The sequence below is a fragment of the Salinifilum aidingensis genome (assembly GCF_054782015.1).
Genome location: NZ_BAAGTH010000002.1, coordinates 345,538 through 363,038, shown reverse-complemented (window position 1 = coordinate 363,038; position 17,501 = coordinate 345,538). Strand labels below are relative to the sequence as shown.

14 protein-coding genes are annotated in these 17,501 nt (G+C 69.8%); 4 read left to right on the top strand and 10 right to left on the bottom strand.

All coding sequences use genetic code 11. The annotated features are described in order from the left end of the window. Window positions 1–6: 6 nt before the first annotated feature. Window positions 7–1,530 (bottom strand): PfaD family polyunsaturated fatty acid/polyketide biosynthesis protein, encoded by a 1,524-nt coding sequence (locus ACYVJE_RS04700; protein WP_461143436.1) that lies wholly within the window; start codon window positions 1,528–1,530, stop codon window positions 7–9. Window positions 1,531–1,534: 4 nt separating this feature from the next. After that, the gene (locus tag ACYVJE_RS04695; RefSeq protein WP_461143435.1) at window positions 1,535–2,266 is read right to left on the bottom strand and encodes an EF-hand domain-containing protein; all 732 of its coding nucleotides are present in this window, start codon (window positions 2,264–2,266) and stop codon (window positions 1,535–1,537) included. A gap of 1,098 nt (window positions 2,267–3,364) precedes the next feature. On the opposite strand from ACYVJE_RS04695, the gene ACYVJE_RS04690 reads away from it, so the two are divergent. Next, window positions 3,365–5,845, top strand: coding sequence for an EAL domain-containing protein (locus ACYVJE_RS04690; protein ID WP_461143434.1), 2,481 nt, complete (start codon window positions 3,365–3,367; stop codon window positions 5,843–5,845). Between the two features lie 151 nt (window positions 5,846–5,996). After that, window positions 5,997–6,791, top strand: coding sequence for an IclR family transcriptional regulator domain-containing protein (locus ACYVJE_RS04685; RefSeq protein WP_461143433.1), 795 nt, complete (start codon window positions 5,997–5,999; stop codon window positions 6,789–6,791). Between the two features lie 15 nt (window positions 6,792–6,806). On the opposite strand, the gene ACYVJE_RS04680 is transcribed toward ACYVJE_RS04685, so the two are convergent. Continuing rightward, window positions 6,807–7,787, bottom strand: coding sequence for a zinc-dependent alcohol dehydrogenase (locus ACYVJE_RS04680; protein ID WP_461143432.1), 981 nt, complete (start codon window positions 7,785–7,787; stop codon window positions 6,807–6,809). Window positions 7,788–8,056: 269 nt separating this feature from the next. Between ACYVJE_RS04680 and shiA the strand changes: the two genes are divergently transcribed. Then, a complete protein-coding gene (gene shiA / locus ACYVJE_RS04675; protein WP_461143431.1) occupies window positions 8,057–9,364 on the top strand; it encodes a shikimate transporter in 1,308 nt (435 codons plus the stop codon). Window positions 9,365–9,575: 211 nt separating this feature from the next. Here the strand turns inward: shiA and ACYVJE_RS04670 are convergent, their stop codons facing one another. Then, the gene (locus ACYVJE_RS04670) at window positions 9,576–10,433 is read right to left on the bottom strand and encodes a hypothetical protein (protein WP_461143430.1); all 858 of its coding nucleotides are present in this window, start codon (window positions 10,431–10,433) and stop codon (window positions 9,576–9,578) included. A 425-nt stretch (window positions 10,434–10,858) separates the two neighbouring features. Between ACYVJE_RS04670 and ACYVJE_RS04665 the strand changes: the two genes are divergently transcribed. Then, the gene (locus tag ACYVJE_RS04665) at window positions 10,859–11,635 is read left to right on the top strand and encodes an IclR family transcriptional regulator (protein WP_461143429.1); all 777 of its coding nucleotides are present in this window, start codon (window positions 10,859–10,861) and stop codon (window positions 11,633–11,635) included. 30 nt (window positions 11,636–11,665) lie between these two features. Here the strand turns inward: ACYVJE_RS04665 and ACYVJE_RS04660 are convergent, their stop codons facing one another. The 6 genes from ACYVJE_RS04660 to ACYVJE_RS04635 form a co-directional block, all read right to left on the bottom strand. Further along, window positions 11,666–11,896: a ferredoxin gene (locus tag ACYVJE_RS04660; RefSeq protein ID WP_461143428.1), complete on the bottom strand. Its 231-nt coding sequence runs from the start codon at window positions 11,894–11,896 to the stop codon at window positions 11,666–11,668. Continuing rightward, entirely contained in the window at window positions 11,893–13,089 is a 1,197-nt protein-coding gene (locus tag ACYVJE_RS04655) for an NAD(P)/FAD-dependent oxidoreductase (RefSeq protein ID WP_461143427.1), read from the bottom strand. The genes ACYVJE_RS04660 and ACYVJE_RS04655 overlap by 4 nt, the downstream gene beginning before the upstream one ends. A 26-nt stretch (window positions 13,090–13,115) precedes the next feature. Then, a complete protein-coding gene (locus ACYVJE_RS04650; RefSeq protein ID WP_461143426.1) occupies window positions 13,116–13,499 on the bottom strand; it encodes a Rieske (2Fe-2S) protein in 384 nt (127 codons plus the stop codon). Then, window positions 13,499–14,626, bottom strand: coding sequence for an amidohydrolase family protein (locus ACYVJE_RS04645; RefSeq protein ID WP_461143425.1), 1,128 nt, complete (start codon window positions 14,624–14,626; stop codon window positions 13,499–13,501). The genes ACYVJE_RS04650 and ACYVJE_RS04645 overlap by 1 nt, the downstream gene beginning before the upstream one ends. A 516-nt stretch (window positions 14,627–15,142) precedes the next feature. Beyond that, window positions 15,143–16,234, bottom strand: a complete 1,092-nt coding sequence (locus ACYVJE_RS04640) for a DUF1015 family protein (RefSeq protein ID WP_461143424.1) — start codon at window positions 16,232–16,234, stop codon at window positions 15,143–15,145. Further along, the gene (locus ACYVJE_RS04635; RefSeq protein WP_461143423.1) at window positions 16,231–17,238 is read right to left on the bottom strand and encodes an NAD(P)-dependent oxidoreductase; all 1,008 of its coding nucleotides are present in this window, start codon (window positions 17,236–17,238) and stop codon (window positions 16,231–16,233) included. The genes ACYVJE_RS04640 and ACYVJE_RS04635 overlap by 4 nt, the downstream gene beginning before the upstream one ends. Between the last annotated feature and the right edge of the window lie 263 nt (window positions 17,239–17,501).

The following is a 17,501-nucleotide window of genomic DNA, read 5'->3' as shown; positions in this document are numbered from 1 at the left end:
CGTTTCTCAAACCAGTGGGCGGGGGCGGAAGTCGAAGGCATCGGAGGGGAGGCGGGCCCCGAGCGCGCGCAGCTGGTGCACGCGGGTGAGCACGGCGGCTCCCTGGAGCAGGTTGCGGGCGATCTGCGTGACCGCGCGTCCGCCGGGTTCGGCCAGGAAGCTGCCCGCGGTCCAGGTGTTGAACGTTCCCGCGGCGGGGCCGCACCACAACTGGTAGTCGTTGCGGCGGCCGGGCGTGCCGTCGACCGCCCAGGTGACCGAATTGCCCAGGTACCAGCGGAAGATCAGCGCCATCTTGTGCCTGGGGTCCGCCTGGGCCCGGGTGAGCTCGCTCGGGCGGCGCTGCGCCCAGTACTCCTCGGTGCGTTGCCACACCTCGTCCAGACCGGCCCCGAGGACCTCGCGCTCCAACGAGTCCCTGGTCTCGGCGGGGAGCGATTCCAGCGACGGGTGTTCGAGGTACAGCTGGTGCAGCCGGGCCGCCCGACCGGCGAACATGGTGCCGCGGCGCAGCACCTGGACCTTGGCGCCGAGTTCGAACATGTCCGCCGCTGGCGCCATCGCCACGTCGGCCACCCCGGCCTGCGCGAGCATGGCCTTCGCCTCGTCGCCGACCGCGGCCTCGAGCGACATCTGGTTCACCGAGCCGGTGAGCACGTAGGCCGCGCCGAGGGCGAACGCCGCGGACACCGCGGCCGGATCGCCGAGTCCGCCGGCCGCACCCACCCGCACTCCCGGGCTCTTCCGCCGCGCCAGGGAAAGGACAGCGGGCAGGACCGACACCAGCGGTCGGCCGTCGGTGTGCCCACCGCTGTCCGCCTCGACGGTGATGTCGTCCGCCACCGGTATCCGGCTGACCAGGCGGCCCTCCTCCTCGGTGATCTCACCGGTGTCCACGAGCCGACGGACCAGCCCGGGAGGGGGTGGCGACATGAACAGCTCGGCCGTCTCAGGGCGTGAGACCTTGGCGAACAGCGCGGTCTTCCGAATGACCCGCCCCGTCGCGTCGGTCCGCAGTCCGGAGGCCGCGCAGCGCACCACCGCTGGGGTGATGTCCAGGAACGCCGACAGGGAGATCTTCGGTACTCCGGCGCGTAACAGACGCGTGGCGACCTCGTCCTCCATGGCCGCGTCGTCGGGGTGGTGGATGAGGTTTACTCCCCAGTTCCGCCGCTCGGCGAGACGTGTCCGCAGTCGTTCCAGTTCCCGGTCGAGCCGTTCAATACTGAGCCCAGCCGTCCCGAAGAACGCCAGCATCTCCGCCCGCGCCATCGCCTCGACCAGTTCGACCCCGGCGATGCCGTGCGCCATCTCGCCCGCGACGTAGGGAAACCGCACGTCGTGTGCCTCGGTGAAGCTCTGGTCGCCCAGCCACTCCGGGTACAAGGCCGGCACCGTGCCGACGCCCCCGGGTACCGGCCGCTCCGAGAGTCCCAGCGCGCCGTCCCGCTCGTGCGCCACCAGATGCGCCGGCTTCGTCACCCGCTGGGCGAGTTCGACGAGACCGGCGCCGTCGAACACTCCTGTCACGGCGTCAGATGCGTCCGAGCGCCAGGTTGCCCGGTGCCTGCGGATCGGTGCTGATGATGAAGTCGGTGACCGCCATCAGGATCTCGGGGTAGCCGAGGTAACCGTTCCCGTCGGAGTCCATCACCGACCACGCGTGCTCGGCGTGCTGCCGCTCCACGCGCAGCACCTCCGTGACGAGCCGGAGCCCGTCGTCCCGGGTGACCCGCCCGTCGTTGTCCTCGTCGGCCATCGCGAACGCCAGGTTCGTGACCACGCCGATGTACTGCAGCGTCTTGTCCGGCGTCTCCGCCACGCTGTTGGCCATGACCGTGACGAACTGCTCCCGGTCCAGCCGTTCCGGGTCCGGCACCCACGCGGGTTTGACCACCAGCGCGTGCCAGATCCGGTTCACCGTCGCTTCCAGCTGCTGGGCCCGTGGCGAGTCCTCGGCGTGACCGGTCAGCCGTGCGAGGCGGTGCGCGAACTGCAGCGTGTCGGCGGGCGTCACCGCGCCGTCGCCGTCGTCGTCCAGCACGTCGAACATCCACAGCTGCTTGCGCCGCAGGTACGGATCCTGGGACGCCGCCAGCCGCTCCGCCGCCGCGATGGTGGTCTCCGCGTCCGGTTTGGACGCGGCCGCGGCCTCACCCGCTAGCGCCGCAGCGGACACGGCCCCCGCTGCCAGGCCCGCAGTTCCACGCAGCACCGACCTGCGGGGAACATCCGTCGTTTCGTCGTCCTTCGGTGATTCAGCCACCACGAGCCCTTCGATTTCACAGCACGATCGCTGTTGAAACGGCGTTAACGATCTTGCGCCCGGAAGAGTAGCAGCGTTCCGCGTCATCAAAACCAAATAACACCCGATCCAGCTATTTTCAGAGCAACGAACCAGGATCATCGAGGCATTGGAGCCCCTCATGCATTCGGCTGGGGAGTCGGCGCCAGCGAATGGGGCCGGTGCCGCCGATGGGGGTCGCGGAATGTCGGTGCGAGTCCCCCTCGGGTGGTCAGGCGGAGGAACTGGTGCAGCAGCGCCGGAGTTCATCCGACTCCCCAGCGCGCGGGCTGGTTGTCGTTCCGGGTGCCGAGCCGGTTGATTAACGGATCTCGCGCTGACGCGGGAGATTCCGGTGACGATCGTCGTCGCGACCGCGGTCGACAACCAGCACATCGAAACTGGGTCCGGCAGGGGAGGCCGACTGAGGTGAGCGTTCGGACCGCCCGCCTGGGACGTGTTTTCGAAGGGCGGTTGCTCGTGTGATGCGATCACGGTGTGGTCCGTCGGCACGAGTTGAGCGATGAGCAGCGGCAGGACATCAAGCTGTTGTTGCCGGCTTCCGGAGCCCCCGGGCGGCCGCGCGTGGACGATCGTCGGGTGCTCAACGGGATGTTGTTCAAGGCGCATGCGGGAATTGCGTGACGGGACCTTCCCGAGCGGTGCGGCCCGTGGCGAACCGTCTGCACTCGGTTTTGGCGCTGGGGCGGGATGGCACCTTGGCCGATCTGGTCAACCGGGTGCAGGTCATCGCCGAGGCCTCTGGGGCGTTGGACTGGCAGGGCGCGGTGGATTCCACGATCGTGCGCGTCCGCCAGCACGCGGCCGGCGCACACCAGCACACAGGGGTCGCGGCGACGGCACCGGCAGAACACACCGAACCAGCTGATCAGGCTGTCGGCCGCTCCCGGCGGTCCCACCACCAAAACCATCCCGAACGCGGCGACCAGCAACGCCACCGACGTCGCCGAGGCTCTGCAGGCGGACGCCCACCGGCCTTCGCCCCCGCTGGCGAAGTGGCTGGCGGTTTTCGCCGAGCGCTCGGCCGGTGCGTCGCCGATACTCCAACGAGTGATTTCGGTGCGGCGTCGACGGGTTTCCCTGCTGGGACGCGTCTACACGGTCGTGGTGGTCCTCGTCCTGCTGCTGGGCGTGATGGCGGTGGGCACGGTCGTGCTCCAGCGGCGAGGTGAGAAGGCGACCACCGAACTGACTACCGAGGTGGTGCCCGCGCAGGTGGCGACCAGCGAGTTGGCCGCAGCCTACGTGGGGCAGGAAAGCGCGCTGCGCGGATTCGTGAACACCGGTGATCCCACCCACCTGGGGGTGTACCAGAACTACACGGGTGAGGCCGCGCAGTTGCAGGTCGGCATCGGTCGGCAGCTGGGCGATCATTCGGAGGTGACGGGGCTGCTGGGAAATGTTGACCAGTCCGCCCGGGTCTGGCGCGAGCAATCCGTCGAACCCGCGATCGCACGAACCCGAGCCCAGGGCCCGGACATGCTCTCACCAGCGGAGACGGTGGCCGAACGGCAGCGCTTCGGCGCCTTGCGGGCCGAGCTGACCGGGCTGCAGCATCGCGTCAACGCGATCGCCGGGGCGCAACGCGCCGACGCGGAGGCGGCGCGCTCCACGGCGAACGGGCTCGTCGTCGCCGTCGGGCTGAGCAGTCTCGTCCTCGCGGCCGCTGCTCTGTTCTTCCTGCGCAGGTCGCTGAACCGACCGCTGCGTACGCTCGTTTCCCAGGTCGACCAGGTGGCCACGGGCGATCTCGACCGCCCCGTGCATGACGTGCAGCCGCGCGAGTTGAGCTCGGTCGCGCAGGCGGTGGAGACCATGCGCCAGCGCGTCCTGGAGGAGACGCAGCGCAGGGAGCAGGTGCAGCAGAACTTGGCTCGCCACGAGGCGGCCGAGCGCAGGCGGACCGAACAGGACTTCGCCACTGTGGTCACTGCGCTCGACGAGGGCGTCATCGTGGTCAACCCCGCGGGGATGATCACCGCGGCCAATCCCTCCGCCCAGCGCATCTTCGGCGTGGCCGAGAGCGAGCTCGTCGGCTCCGCCATCGAAGGGTGGGCGGTGTTCGACGAGTCCGGCCAAGCCCTGCCGCCGGAGTCCCACCTGGCGACCCAGCACACCGGCCAGCCGCAGAACACCCGCGTGCTGCAGCTGGAGCGCCGCGACGGACAGACCGTGTGGTTGTCGGTCAGTTCCCGGGCGCTGGCCCAGCAGGAGCAGCCACCGCATACCGTGGTCCTCTCGTTCACCGACATCACCGAGAGCCGGGCCGCCCGGCAGCGTCTGGAGCACGAAGCCACCCACGACCCGCTGACCGGGTTGGCCAACCGGGCCCTCGTGCTGCGGCACTGCGACGAGCGTTCTCCCGAGCAGCCGTTGGCCGTGCTGTACCTGGACCTGGACAACTTCAAGCGCATCAACGACTCGCTGGGCCACGCCGCCGGCGACGAAGTGCTGCGCCTCATCGGCCGTCGCCTGGTCGAGGTGGTCTCCGCTGACACCGTGGTGGGTCGGCTCGGCGGCGACGAGTTCGTCCTGCTGGCGGCTGAAACCGCGCACGCGCGGCTGGCCGAGCTCAGCAGGCACCTGCTCGATGCCATCACCCGGCCGCTGCAGCTGCGGGACCGGCAGCTGCACGTCACGGCAAACCTCGGGATCGCGGTGTGCGAACTCGGAGATCCCCGCACGGGCGAGGACTTGCTGCGCGATGCCGACCTGGCCATGTACCGGGCCAAGAGCCGCAACAGCCGCTACGAGCTGTTCGACGTACCCCTGCGCGAACACGTGCAGCGGCACGTGGACCTGGAACAGGACCTGCGCCAAGCCGTGGACCGCGGCCAGCTCTGGGTGGCCTACCAACCCCTCGTGGATCTGGACAGCGGCCGCACCGTCGGCGTGGAAGGGCTGCTGCGATGGAGGCACCCGGAACACGGCACGGTCTCACCCGCCGAGTTCATCCCCATCGCCGAGGAAAGCGATCTGATCAACATCATCGGCGCGCACATGCTCCGCACCGCCACACGCGATCTCGCCGACCTGCGCCAGCGGCACGACCCGTCCCTCAGCCTCAACACCAACCTCTCACCGCGCCAACTCGACGACCCCGACTGGCAGGAGGAAATCCACCGCGCACTGCACGCCTCCGGACTGCCCGCCACGGCCCTGTGCCTGGAGATCACCGAAGAAGCCATCATGCACGACCCCGCCCAAGCAGCCCGCGCGCTGCGCAACCTGCGAGCGCTCGGGATCCGGCTGGCCCTCGACGACTTCGGCACCGGCTATTCCTCGTTGTCGCAGCTGCGGCACCTGCCCCTGGACATCCTCAAAATCGACCGCTCCTTCGTCACCGACCTCGGCACATCGGCCGATCTGCAGGCGCTCGTCACCAGCATCGTGACCATGGCCCACGCCCTCGGCCTCACCGTCATCGCCGAAGGCGTGGAAACGTCTTCCCAACGAGCTCTGCTCACCCAGCTCGGCTGCGACCAAGCCCAGGGCTACCACCTCGGCGAACCCGCCCCCTGCCACGAACTCGACGTCTAGCACCACAGGCCTCACCGCGGAGTGGACCATCCCAGGCACCGGCCGGTGCGGGTCCGTTCGCTCGGGGTGTTCGGGTGGGTGCTCTTGAGGCCACCGGCGTGCCGTTAGACTGAGCGTGCGGCATACGCACGCTGCGATGGGAGGTGCGAGCGTGGCTGATCCGGCGCCGGAGGCACGCGCTGGTGACGGGTACTTCGTGCAGTCCGTGGCGCGGGCTCTGTCCGTCATCCGGTCGTTCACCGCTGAGCGTCGGAGGCAGACGCTGGCCGAGGTGGCCCGGGAGACGGGGTTGGATCGAGCGACGGCCCGCCGGCTTCTGCTCACCCTGGTGCGGCTCGGCTACGTCACTTCGGAGGGCGGCCACTTCGAGCTCACGCCGCGGGTGCTGGAGCTGGGGTACGCCTACCTGGCCGGGATGTCGCTGCCGGAGATCGCCCAGCCGCACTTGCAGGCCTTGGCGCGCGAGCTCAACGAGACCGCTGCGCTGGCCGTCCTCGACGGCGATGAGATCGTCTACCTCGCGCTGGTGCCCAGCAGGCGGCTGGCCACGGTGAAGATCAACATCGGCACCCGGTTCGATGCGTGCACGACCTCGATGGGGCGCGTCCTGCTGGCCGGGCTCGCGGAAGCGGAGCTGGCGGAACGGCTCGAGTCTTCGCAGCTGCCGCGTCGGACCGAGCACACGGTGCGGGACGTGCAGAGCCTGCGCCCGGAGATCGACAAGGTCCGTGCTCAGGGGTGGGCCTTGGTCGACTCCGAACTGGAAGAAGGTCTGCGCGGCGCGGCCGTACCGGTGCGCGACCGCGCCGGTCGGGTGGTGGCTGCGGCCAACGTCTCGGTGCACGCCGGGCGCACCACGCCGGAACTGGTCGAGCGCGACTACGTCCCGGTGATCCTGCGAACCGCCCGCCTGATCGAGGCGGACCTCATCGGTGCAGGCAGTTGAGACCGGGACGGCCCGCTACGCCGCGCCGTTGTCGATGCTGATCCAGCACTTGCCCGGTGTTGCGGCTACTGCGGTGAACGCATCGGCGGCTGAGTCGAGTGAGAACCGGGCCTGCAGCACGTGGTGCGGCGCGAGGGCGCCCTCCTCCACCGCTGCGATCGTCTCGGCGAAATCTGCCGGGTGGTCGTAGATCAGCGAACCCGTGAGCGACCACTGCTGCGTGACGATCCTGTGCGAGGACAGCGCGATCGCATCCGGATTCATGCCGACGAGCGCGGCCCGGCCGCCCGGGGCCAGATGTCGCACAGCCGACTCCAGCGCTCCAGGGGCCCCGGAGGTTTCGAAGACGTGGTCCACGACCCGGCCCGGTTGCGCGGACGCGGCACCGAGGGAGAGCGCCAACTCGCGGCGCCCCTCATGGGGTTCCCGCACCGCCGGGGTGGTGCCGATTTCCAGCAGCGCCTGGCAGAGGAAAAGGCCCTGCGATCCCGTCCCGACGACGAGGCAGCGATCTCCAGGTCCCACCCCGGAGCGGCGTACGGCTGCACGCGCCACCGTCAGCGGTTCCACGCACACCGCGTCCGCGATGTTCACGTCATCGGCGATCGGGTGCGTGAAGTCCGCCGGAACCGCGACCCGTTCGGCGAGCACGCCCGCTGCGTCGAGTCCGACGGCGATGCGGTCCCCGCAACCGGAGGTGAAACCGGATCGGCACTGCTCGCAGCGCCGGCAGCAGTAGTTCGGCTCGATGACCACCCGCTGGCCCACGGCCCGGTCGTCGACGGCTTCGCCCGCAGCGATGATCTCGCCAACGCCTTCGTGCCCCAGCACCCACGGCAGTGCGGGGACCTTCCTACTGCCGCGCACGACGGCGGAATCCGTGCCGCACAGACCTGCTCCCAGCACGCGTACGAGGACGTCGCGCGGGCCGCAGGTCGGCTCCGGGGCGTCGATGATCTCGATGCGTTCTGGTGCGGTCAGGGCTGCTGCTTTCATCGAGCCTCCTGTGTGCGCTATACGCTCAACTGTGCGGATAGCGACCATATTCGCCTCCATGGGGATCTTCAAGGCCCTGCGTCCGAAGTGGCAGGGCGCGCGTGTGTTGGCCTGGGCGATCTTCCTGGGGATCGCGAGGGGCGCGGGCCCTGCGCGAGGGGGAGGCGTGGCGGGTGAGTGCATCCGGGTCTTGACGCTCTGTGGGTCACGTCGCACGATAGCGTGCAATTAGCGCACGATAGTTCGTACAACGCACAAGGAGGTGTCGAATGGCGGACGCAGAACCCAGACCCGTTCGGACCGCGGCTGCGAGTTTCATCGGTGCGGTCGTTGAGTGGTACGACTTCCTGCTGTACGGGATCGTCGCCGCGCTCGTCTTCAACAGCGCGTTCTTCCCCTCGTTCAGCCCCCTCGCCGGTACGCTGGCCGCCTTCGCCACGTTCGGTGTCGGCTTCGTCTTCCGCCCGCTCGGCGGGTTGGTCTTCGGGCACTTCGGCGACAAGCTCGGCCGGAAGACCATGCTCGTGTGGACGGTGTCCCTCATGGGTGTGGCGACGGCGTTGATCGGTCTGCTGCCCACCTACGCCAGCATCGGTTGGTGGGCGCCCTTGTTGCTCGTGGTGCTGCGCGCGGTGGAGGGCTTCGCCGTCGGCGGGGAGTGGGGTGGCGCTGCCCTGATGGCCGTCGAAAGCGCTCCGCCGAAGCTCAAGGCGCTGTTCAGCAGCGGCGTCCAGGTCGGCTACTCCGTCGGGCTGCTGCTGGCCACCGGCGCCGTGGGCGTGATGCAGGCCCTCACGAGCGATGCCGCGTTCCAGGCTTGGGGTTGGCGCATCCCCTTCCTCCTCAGCGTCGTGTTCGTGGCCGTCGCGCTGTGGATCCGCGCGGGCGTCCCGGAAAGCGACGTGTTCCGCAAGCAGGTCGCCGAACAGGCGCCGAAGCAGCGCAAGCTTCCGGTGCTCGATGCGCTCCGGCAGCACCCCGCAGCGTTCTTCCAGATCATCGGCCTGCGGTTGGGTGAACTGCTGACGATGTACATCGTCACGACCTTCGCCCTGTCCTACGCGACCGACCAGTACGACTTCAGCTCCGGCTTCATGCTCAACGTCGCCCTCCTGGTCGGCGGTCTCGGGATCGTGACGATCCCGTTCTTCGCCTGGCTGTCCGACCGCTACGGGCGCAAGACCGTGTTCACCGCCGGTGCCGTCGTCGGGGTCATCGGTACGGTGCCCTATTTCCTGTCCATGCAGGCGGGTTCGCAGATCATGATCGTGGTGACCTCGGTCGTGCTGGTCAACATCGCCCACGACATGATCGTCAGCGTCCAGCAGCCGCTGCTCACCGAGCTGTTCGGCGCCGAGTACCGCTACAGCGGGGCCGGGCTCGGCTACCAGGTCGCCGCGGCCGTCGGCGGTGGGTTCACCCCGGCCATCGCCACCGCGCTCGTCATGTTCGGCGACGGCGCCTGGCACTGGGTGGCGGCCTACCTCGGCCTCGGCTGCCTCGTCTCGGCTCTGGTCGCCCTGACCCTGCGTCCCGCGGTCGAACCCAGTGCCGTCCCCGAACCGGCGCGCGCATGACGGAACGGTTCATCGGGTGCTCTTCGTAGGACTCCTCCGGAGTGGAACAGTCCCGGTCAGAGCTCAGCGGCCTGCACGAGCCTCGCGATTCGGTTCGACTCCTCTTCGGCTCGAGTGCGCATCCGACTGAGCGCGCAGCGGTGCGGGGACCGCGGCCGGTCGACCGCCGGAGCGCGGCAGGGGGTGCGAAACGTTCGACCCGGCGCGGTGTTCAGACGGTCCCCGTCGTTCCGGCCGAAGGGGCGCGTGACCCGTCTGCCGCGGCGGACGGGCGATGGGCGCCCGACATCATCGCGGATGTTCGCGCGCTCGCCCCGTTCGGTGCTGGCGTGCCGACCTGCGCTCCGGTGACGTGTTGGGTCTGGTCCTCGGAGGAGTGGTCCTCGGCGGTGCTCAGGTGCGCGCTGACGGTGCGCTGCAATTGCCGGTGGGCGCTGCCCAGCTCTTGCTGGAGCTTGAAGACTTGCTGGGCCAGCGCGGTGTCGCCGGCCAAGGTGCCGGTCTCGGCGGCGCGCAACACCACTTCGATCTGACCGTGCAGGCGGTGGTGCACGTCCGCGAAGGTGATGATCTGGCTTTGCTGTTCCAGCGGTGGTGATGCCCGGGCCACGGCTTTGAAGGCCGTGTCCTGCCAGCGTTGGCACGCTTGCCGGTAGTGGCGGTCGGTGGACAACCGGTAGTGCGGCGCCACGTGCGGATCGAAGGCGATGCGGAGCAGCTCCTGGCTCGCCTCCACCAGCTCACCGCTCGCCTTCGTCAGGGCGTAGGCCCACTCCCACAGCTCCGCCCGGGCGCTCGCGCGGTGTTCCTGACGTGCCTGCTCGAGCTGCTCGTTGGCGAACTTGACCTGTTCCCAGGCCCGTTCCGCCTGGCTTTGCGCGCGTTGGACCGCCTTCGAGGACTGCTCGGCGTGGTCTTCCGCCGCTGTGGTCAACTGGGACACCCGACTTGCTTGCTGCGCCACCTGCTGGGCCTGCTTGTGCGCACGCCGCACGTGCCACCAGGCCAGGGTCACGGCAATGATCGCCACGCCGGCAGCACACCAAGTAATCAGATCCAGCGTTCGCATTGAGCTCAGAGTGGCACATGTGCGCGGCTCAGACACAGCGGGTGAACAAACTCTCGTCGGAAAGCCGCGCTTCGGGTGCGGACTGAGATCGTGCTGCTACGCAGCGCATCGCTCGTACGTCCGCGCACCGGGCGGATCGCAGCGAAGGCGACAAACCTCCGGTAGCCGGATGTTGGGCCGGCGCGGCTCGCTGGAGCCCTCGCGCCCTCGCGCCCGGGTGGCTGCCGGTTCGAACGGCCCCTCCGGGGCCGCTCGTGCCGTGCCGGTGATCACCGCGCTCGACGCGGTGGTTTTCGGTGCGGTCGGCCGGGACGCGCCGAGGCGACGGGGAAGCCGGGCGCGGACCTCGGCGAGGTCGGCAGCCGGTCGACTACACTTGGTCGCCGGCCTGCTCGGGATCACCTCGCTGCGCGGGGTGGTGGTAGATGGTGATCGGTGGGATGGTGCGGACTCTGGAAACCGTTGATCGGGCTCTGCAGTTGTTGCAGCTGTTCGATCGTCCTGATCAGCAGATGAGCGTGAGTGCGCTGGCGACGGGCCTGGGCATCCACCGCAGCAGCGCCTCCCGCTTCGCGGCGACCCTGGCCGAGCGGGGGTTCCTGGAGCGCTCCGAGAACGGGGAGGCGTTCCGGCTGGGCCCGGAGGTCGCGCGGTTGGGCATGTTGGTGATGCCGGGCCGGGACCTCCTCCGCGATGCGCACCCCGTGATGCAGTCGCTGACTGAGCAAACCGGGGAAACGGTGGTGCTTTCGGTGTACGATCGGGGCGAGTCGCTGGACGTGGCCCAGGCCGGCGGCGCCTACCTGGTCGGGGCCCGCCAGTGGTTGGGGCGTCGTTCTCCGCTGCACGCCTCCTCGGACGGGAAGGTGTTCCTGGCCTTCGCGGAACTCGATGTCGACGACGCGCTCGGACCACCGGCCACCGGCACCACCATCACCGATGCGGCGGCACTGCGTGCGGAGGTCGAGCAGGTGCGCCAACAGGGGTGGGCCGCGGCGCGAGGCGAGTTGGAACAGGGTCTCCACGGGGTCGCCGTGCCGGTGCGCGATCACCGCGGGCTGTGCGTGGCTGCGTTGAGCGTCTCCGGCCCCGAATACCGGATTCCCGAAAGCCGGCTGGCGGGCATGGCCGCGGAGGTGCAGGAGGCCGCCAGGCAGCTGAGCGCACGACTGGGATACGCGTCCACACCTGTCGATCGATAGACAGCGGCCCCGGGACCTGTGGTGGCGCGATCAATGGGGTGTTTCCTCCTCGAGGAAGATGGCGCCGGTGGGGCACGATCGTTCGGCCTGCCGCAGCTGTTCGCGGTCGACGGCGGAGAGGTCGCCCAGCTCGGCGACTTCCCGGGACGAATCGATCTGGAAGGCCCCCGGGGCCAGTCGCGTGCAGCTGCCCGCGCCGATGCAGATCGACTCGTCGATGCTGACCCGGACCGGGACGTCGGTGTGCTCAGAGGTGCTCATGCGGCTTCCTCCTGTTGGAGTGAGGCGAGTTCGGTGCGGGCGGCGGCGACGGCGCGTGGGTCGTTGGCGGCCAGAGCGGCGACGAATCGCCCTCCGTGGTGGTAGCGGGCCACGAAGCTGCCCGGCGCGGTACCGGGTTCGAGGTTCACGCTGTCCCACACCGGGGCGTGGCCGACCCACTGCAGTCGGGTGCCGTACTGGTGCGACCAGAAGAACGGGATCGGGGCGAAGGGCTCGTTCGCACCAAGAATCGTCCCCGCGGCCGCGGCTCCGTGCCGGCGCGCGGTGTCCCAGTGCTCGACCCGGAGGTAGTCGCGGTATCCGGGGTGGAACCAGCGGGCGCAGTCCCCGGCGGCAAGCACGTTCGGGGCGGCGGTGCGGCACCGGGCGTCGGTCGGGATTCCCGCTGTGCCCGAGTTCGGGCCGAGCCCGGCGATCGGAGTGCTGCCCGCGCCGAGCACGACGGTGTCGCCCGCGACCTCACTGCCGTCGGCCAGCGACACCGTCAGCTGGCCGCCCCGGTCTGCCCGGACCCCGACGGCGGCCCGCCCCGTGCGCAGGTGCACGCCGCGGGCGGTGTGCAGTTCGCCGATCAGTTGCGCGACCTGGGGGCCGACGAGCCGGGCCAGAGGCGCCTCGTCGGCCTCGACCAGCACCGTGTTGATCCCCGAGCTGCTGGCGGTGGCGGCGAGTTCGCAGCCGATGAACCCACCTCCGACGATCACGATTCGCCGGCAGGTCGCCAGCTGGCGTCGGATCCGCGCGGCGTCCTCCAGATCGCGGAGCACGTGCACGCCCGGGTGGTCCAACGCGGCCGGACGTGCTGCGCGGGACCCGGTGGCCAGCACCAGCCGGTCGTAGTCCAGTGCGGTGCCGTTGGTGAGCACGACCCGTTGGTGGCGCGGCTCAAGACTCGTCACCTCGGTGCCGATGCGTTGGTCGATGTCGTGGGCTGCGTAATCGGCTGGCGCGTGCAGCGCCAGCTGCTCGTGGGCGATTTCACCGCCGAGGAAGTCCTTGGACAACAAGGTGCGGTCGTAGGCGCTTCGCGGTTCAGCACCGAGCAGGGTGATCGAGCCGGTGTAGCCGCGCTCGCGAAGCGCGAAGGCGCACCGAGTACCCGAAACCCCAGCACCGACGATCACGACGCGGGACGGAGTCGGCAGCGGCGGCAGCGCGGGTGATCTGGACAAAGGACTGTGCCCTTCCTCGGGAGCGGTCAGGTGAACACCACGACGTGGCCGTCCTCGACGGTGGTGGGGTAGGTGCGCGCGCGCACCCGCGGATCGGCCAGGGCTCGACCGGTGGTGATGTCGAATTCCCAGCCGTGCCAGGCGCAACGCACGATCTGCCCGTCGCGGCCGTAGGTGAACTCTCGATCCTCGGTGGGGAGGGTCGTGCCGCAGATCGGGCCTTCGCACAGAGCTCCGCCTTTGTGCGGACAGCCGTTGTGCAGCGCGTAGTACCGGCCGTCGACGTTGAACACGCCGACGCTGCGTCCGCCGAGCTCGACGATGAGCCGCTGCCCGGGAGGGAGTTCCTCGACCGAGCAGACGACGTGTCGTCGCGACGGGCGCGCGGTGGAAGTCGTTCCCGACCGCATCACGCCACCGCCTCTCCGGTGCTTCCGGGACCCTGCTCGACCCGCCGGGGGAGTCGGTACACGTTCCGGGCGTTCTCGGTGAGCACACGATCGCGCCAGTTCTCCGGTATCCGCAGGAAGTTGGGGTCGTCGAAATCCCAGTGCGGGTAGTCCGAGGCGAACATCAGCATGTCCTCGGCACCGATGTCCTCCAGCGCTGGCCACAAGGCGCCCTTCGTGCGGGGCTGTTCCAACGGTTGCGTCGTGATCCGCACGTGGTCGTGGGCGTACTCGCTGGGAAGCCGCTTGACCCAGGGAGTTTCCTTGCGCAGCGCGCGGTAGTCCTCGTCCAGCCGCCACAGGATGCTCGGCACCCATGCGACACCGCATTCGATCATCACCATCCGGGCGGTGGGCCACTTTTCGAACACCCCGTGCGCGATCGTGCTCGCCAGGTGCGCCATGCCCGTCTCGCACAGCAGTGCGTGGGTCTCCCAGAAGAACGTGGTCGGGCCGCAGCCGATCGGGTTGGCGTTCAACCCGCCTTGTCCGCCCAGGTGCACTGCGAACGGGAGATCCAGCTCAGCGCAGGCCTGCCAGATGGGGTGGAAGAACGGGTCACCGTAGGGGCGCTGCGATCCGCTGGAGACCAGGACCTGCACGATGTCGGGGTGTTCGCCGACGCGCCGGATTTCGGCAGCGGCCTGGGCCGGGTCCTGCGGGGCGACCACGAGTGAACCCTTCAACCGCGCGTCCTGCGGCAGCCACTGCTCGATCAGCCAGTCGTTGTAGGCGCTGGCCAGCGCTTGCGCGTAGTACGGGTTGGCCAGCGTGGAAACCTCGATCGCTTCGTCTCCGGTGAGGATCGCGTACTCCAGGTCGTAGTGGTCGACGAGCTGCTCCCGCATCAGCTCGTAGCTCGACCCCGGCGCGGTCCCGTCGGCGGGGATGGCGTCGTACCGCATGAATCCCTCCGGATGCAGCCACGGCCGGTGCGCGTGCGGGAACGCCCCCGCCGGACCCGGTTTCTCCCCGCGCACCAGGTATTCCCGAAACGTCGGCGACAGGTGCGGCAACAACACCTCCGCAGAGGTCCAGGCGTTGTGCACATCGCAATCGATCACAGCCAGCTCCCAGCTTGTAGCCATATCGTCAACAGTGATGTCAAATGGCAACACAAGGATGATGCAGCGCCCGCGCGCCGTCAATGGCTCGGCACGACCCCGACGATCAGAGTGCGCCGCTGCCCGCGCACGGGGGCGCGCATCGATAGCGATGACACCGTGCTTGAACGCGTGGTGGCAGGCCCCGGCCTCGATGGCGTCCTGAAGTCGCCGCAGTTGCGCCCGGGCTTTCGGCGACCGACCTCATCCGCACGTTCCAGCGCTGCACCCGCACGTTGCGGGCGGAGACGAGACACGCGGGACAACAACGCCGGCAAGCGCGCACGCGGTATTGCGAAAGACGCCCCGTGGCGCACATATCCCCACCCCGAGGTCGACACTGGACGACGCGTCCCGCTGAATCCCCGATGCCGTGTCCACTGCGGACCGCCTGCGGAGCCCGCTGCTTCTGGCGCGGATTCGTGCCGGGCGCCCGGAGCGGATCACCCGCGTCGATGTCGCGCACCGGTGGTCGGTGTGGACGCCGTCAGGTCGTGCGGCTCACGCCAGGCCGGTCAGGTCGCGCAGGAACAGGCCGGGTGCGGGTTTCGGGGCGAACCACGTCGACTTCGGCGGCATCACGAGACCGGCGTCCGAGACCGCCATGATCTGCTCGATGCTCGGGGGGTGGGCGACGAACCGCACCGCCTCGTCGGCGGGGTGCCGGCAGTTCTCGGGCGCGCCGTTGCCGCACGAGATCGGCGTGATCCCGAGCTCGGGCAGCACTTCCTCGTCGAGGGTGACGACGTCCAGCGACGCGCGCACGTGCCCGTTCGCGCCGGACGGCCGCAGGACCATCCGGTAGCACTCGTCGGCGAAGCGCACCACCACGACACCCGGCTCCGGGGTCGTGACCGAGCAGTCCTCCCACCGCGCGATCACGGGTAGCGACACCAGCTTCTCGAACACCCCGGCCGCCGCCCCGCCGGGAACGGGGAGGCAGCGGTGGTAGCCGAAGACCCGCATCTCGTCGGCGGGGAACAGCGCGGCGAGCGTGAACGCGGCCGGGTGGTCCGAACCGAGGTGGTGGCGTCGCGCGGCGTAGTGCTCGGCCGCGGCCATCCGGTGGTGGCCGTCGGCGATGTAGAGGGCGTCCACCCCGCTGACGCCCAGCTCGACCGCCCGCGCGAGCCCGGGGTCCCGCTGGACCCACACGGTGTGCCGGGTTCCGTCCCCGGCCGCGAGGTCCACCTCGGGTTCGGTCGAGGTGATCCGCTCGGTCACCGACCGCAGCGCCTCGTCGGGGGAGTGGGCGAGCGTCACGGGCATCTGCTCGATCCCGGACAGCTCGGTGAACTCGTCGAGCAGCCGCTCCCGCTCGAGCTGCGTGGCCTCGTGCCGCCGGACCCGCCCGGCCCGGTAGTCGTCGACGGAGACCTCCACGACGACGCCGGTCTGCTCGTGCTCCCCTTCCGCGATGCGGTACACGACGACCGCCGGTTCGGGCAGGCGCGGGTACCGGCCCGAGTCGAAGGACTCCCGGATCCGCGCCGCGTCGCCCGGGTTCGCGTCCCACCGGTGGTCCAGCACCAGGCTGCGCGGCAACCGCGCGGTGACCCCCGCGGTCGGGGCCTCGGTGCGGGGGGCGCTCATGACGCCTCGCTCACGGACAGCGACGGCACGAACGAGCGGGCCGCCTCCGGGTTGACGCAGTGCAGCACTGTCCCCGCCGCGAACTCCTCGACCATGCGCACGATCTCGGCGGCCACCGCCTCCTGCGCCTGTTCGGTCGACGCTCCGATGTGGTGGGTGCCGTAGGTGTTGGGGTGCGCGGCCAGCCGGGAGTCGATGGTGCCGGTGCCGGTTCCGGGCTCGTCGGCGAAGACGTCGATCCCGGCCCGCACGCCCTTGGTGTCCATCGCCTCGATCAGCGCGTCCTCGTCGACCAGCTCGCTGCGCGCGGTGTTGAGGATGATCGCACCGGGGCCCACCTGCGCCAGCAGGTCCCGGTCGACGAGGTGCCGGGTGGCGTCAGCGGCGGGCACGTGCAGCGACAACACGTCGCACGTGCGTGCGAGCTCGGGGAGGTCGTCGACGAAGGTGATCCCGATGGCCTGGGCGCGCTCCAGCGTTTCGCGGTCGCGGCCGGGCTTGGTCACGGCATGCACGTGCGTGCCGAAGGCCGCTGCCCGTTCGGCGAACGCGAGTCCGATCTGGCCCAGGCCGATGACGCCGACGTTGCGGCCGAAGAGCCCGCGCGTCCGGGAGTAGCGCTTCTTGTCCCACCGCCCGGCGCGCAGGTCGGCGACGTTGTCGGGAACGTTGCGGTCGAGGGCCAGCAACAGCGCGAAGGCCAGCTCGGCGACCGCGATCGCGTTGCGTCCGGGCACGTTGGAAACGTGGACCCCCAGGCGGGAAGCGGCGTCGCGGTCGATGGTGTTGGTTCCCGATCCCGCCCGGATCACCAGGCGCAGGGAATCGGCGGACTCCAGGGCCTCGGCGGTGACGCGGGTGCTGCGCACGACCAGCACCTCGCACCCGGCGAGCCGGGCGGGCAACTCGTCCGCGGTCGTGTCCGGCTCGTAGGCGCAGTCGTGCGCCTCGGCGAGCCGGTTCCGGTACTGCTCGGGGAAGGCGTCGGCGACCAGGATCCTCATCAACCCTCCAGTGTCCTGCGAGTCCCCGCACCCGGTCGGACGAACGAGTGCCGGGTGATCCTCTTGAAACGATCAGCGCACCCTGCAGCCCGAGGTCGACGCCACACACGGGACCGGTGTTGCTCATTGTGCACCCGATTGCTGATGGCGCAATCGTGCGGGTGGCGCTCCGAGCGCGTCAACACCCCGTTCGGGGCGTGACGGGAGCGCCGCCTCGCGCTCCCGACCTGCGTTCGCCGCCGTTCGCCTCGGTGGGGGACTCG

Bases quoted from the DNA above. Each gene is read 5' to 3' on its own strand.
- ACYVJE_RS04645 (WP_461143425.1), bottom strand. From the start codon at position 14,626: ATGGCTACAAGCTGGGAGCTGGCTGTGATCGATTGCGATGTGCACAAC.
- ACYVJE_RS04665 (WP_461143429.1), top strand. From the start codon at position 10,859: ATGGTGATCGGTGGGATGGTGCGGACTCTGGAAACCGTTGATCGGGCT.
- shiA (WP_461143431.1), top strand. From the start codon at position 8,057: ATGGCGGACGCAGAACCCAGACCCGTTCGGACCGCGGCTGCGAGTTTC.
- ACYVJE_RS04660 (WP_461143428.1), bottom strand. From the start codon at position 11,896: ATGAGCACCTCTGAGCACACCGACGTCCCGGTCCGGGTCAGCATCGAC.
- ACYVJE_RS04680 (WP_461143432.1), bottom strand. From the start codon at position 7,787: ATGAAAGCAGCAGCCCTGACCGCACCAGAACGCATCGAGATCATCGAC.
- ACYVJE_RS04640 (WP_461143424.1), bottom strand. From the start codon at position 16,234: ATGAGCGCCCCCCGCACCGAGGCCCCGACCGCGGGGGTCACCGCGCGG.
- ACYVJE_RS04635 (WP_461143423.1), bottom strand. From the start codon at position 17,238: ATGAGGATCCTGGTCGCCGACGCCTTCCCCGAGCAGTACCGGAACCGG.
- ACYVJE_RS04670 (WP_461143430.1), bottom strand. From the start codon at position 10,433: ATGCGAACGCTGGATCTGATTACTTGGTGTGCTGCCGGCGTGGCGATC.
- ACYVJE_RS04650 (WP_461143426.1), bottom strand. From the start codon at position 13,499: ATGCGGTCGGGAACGACTTCCACCGCGCGCCCGTCGCGACGACACGTC.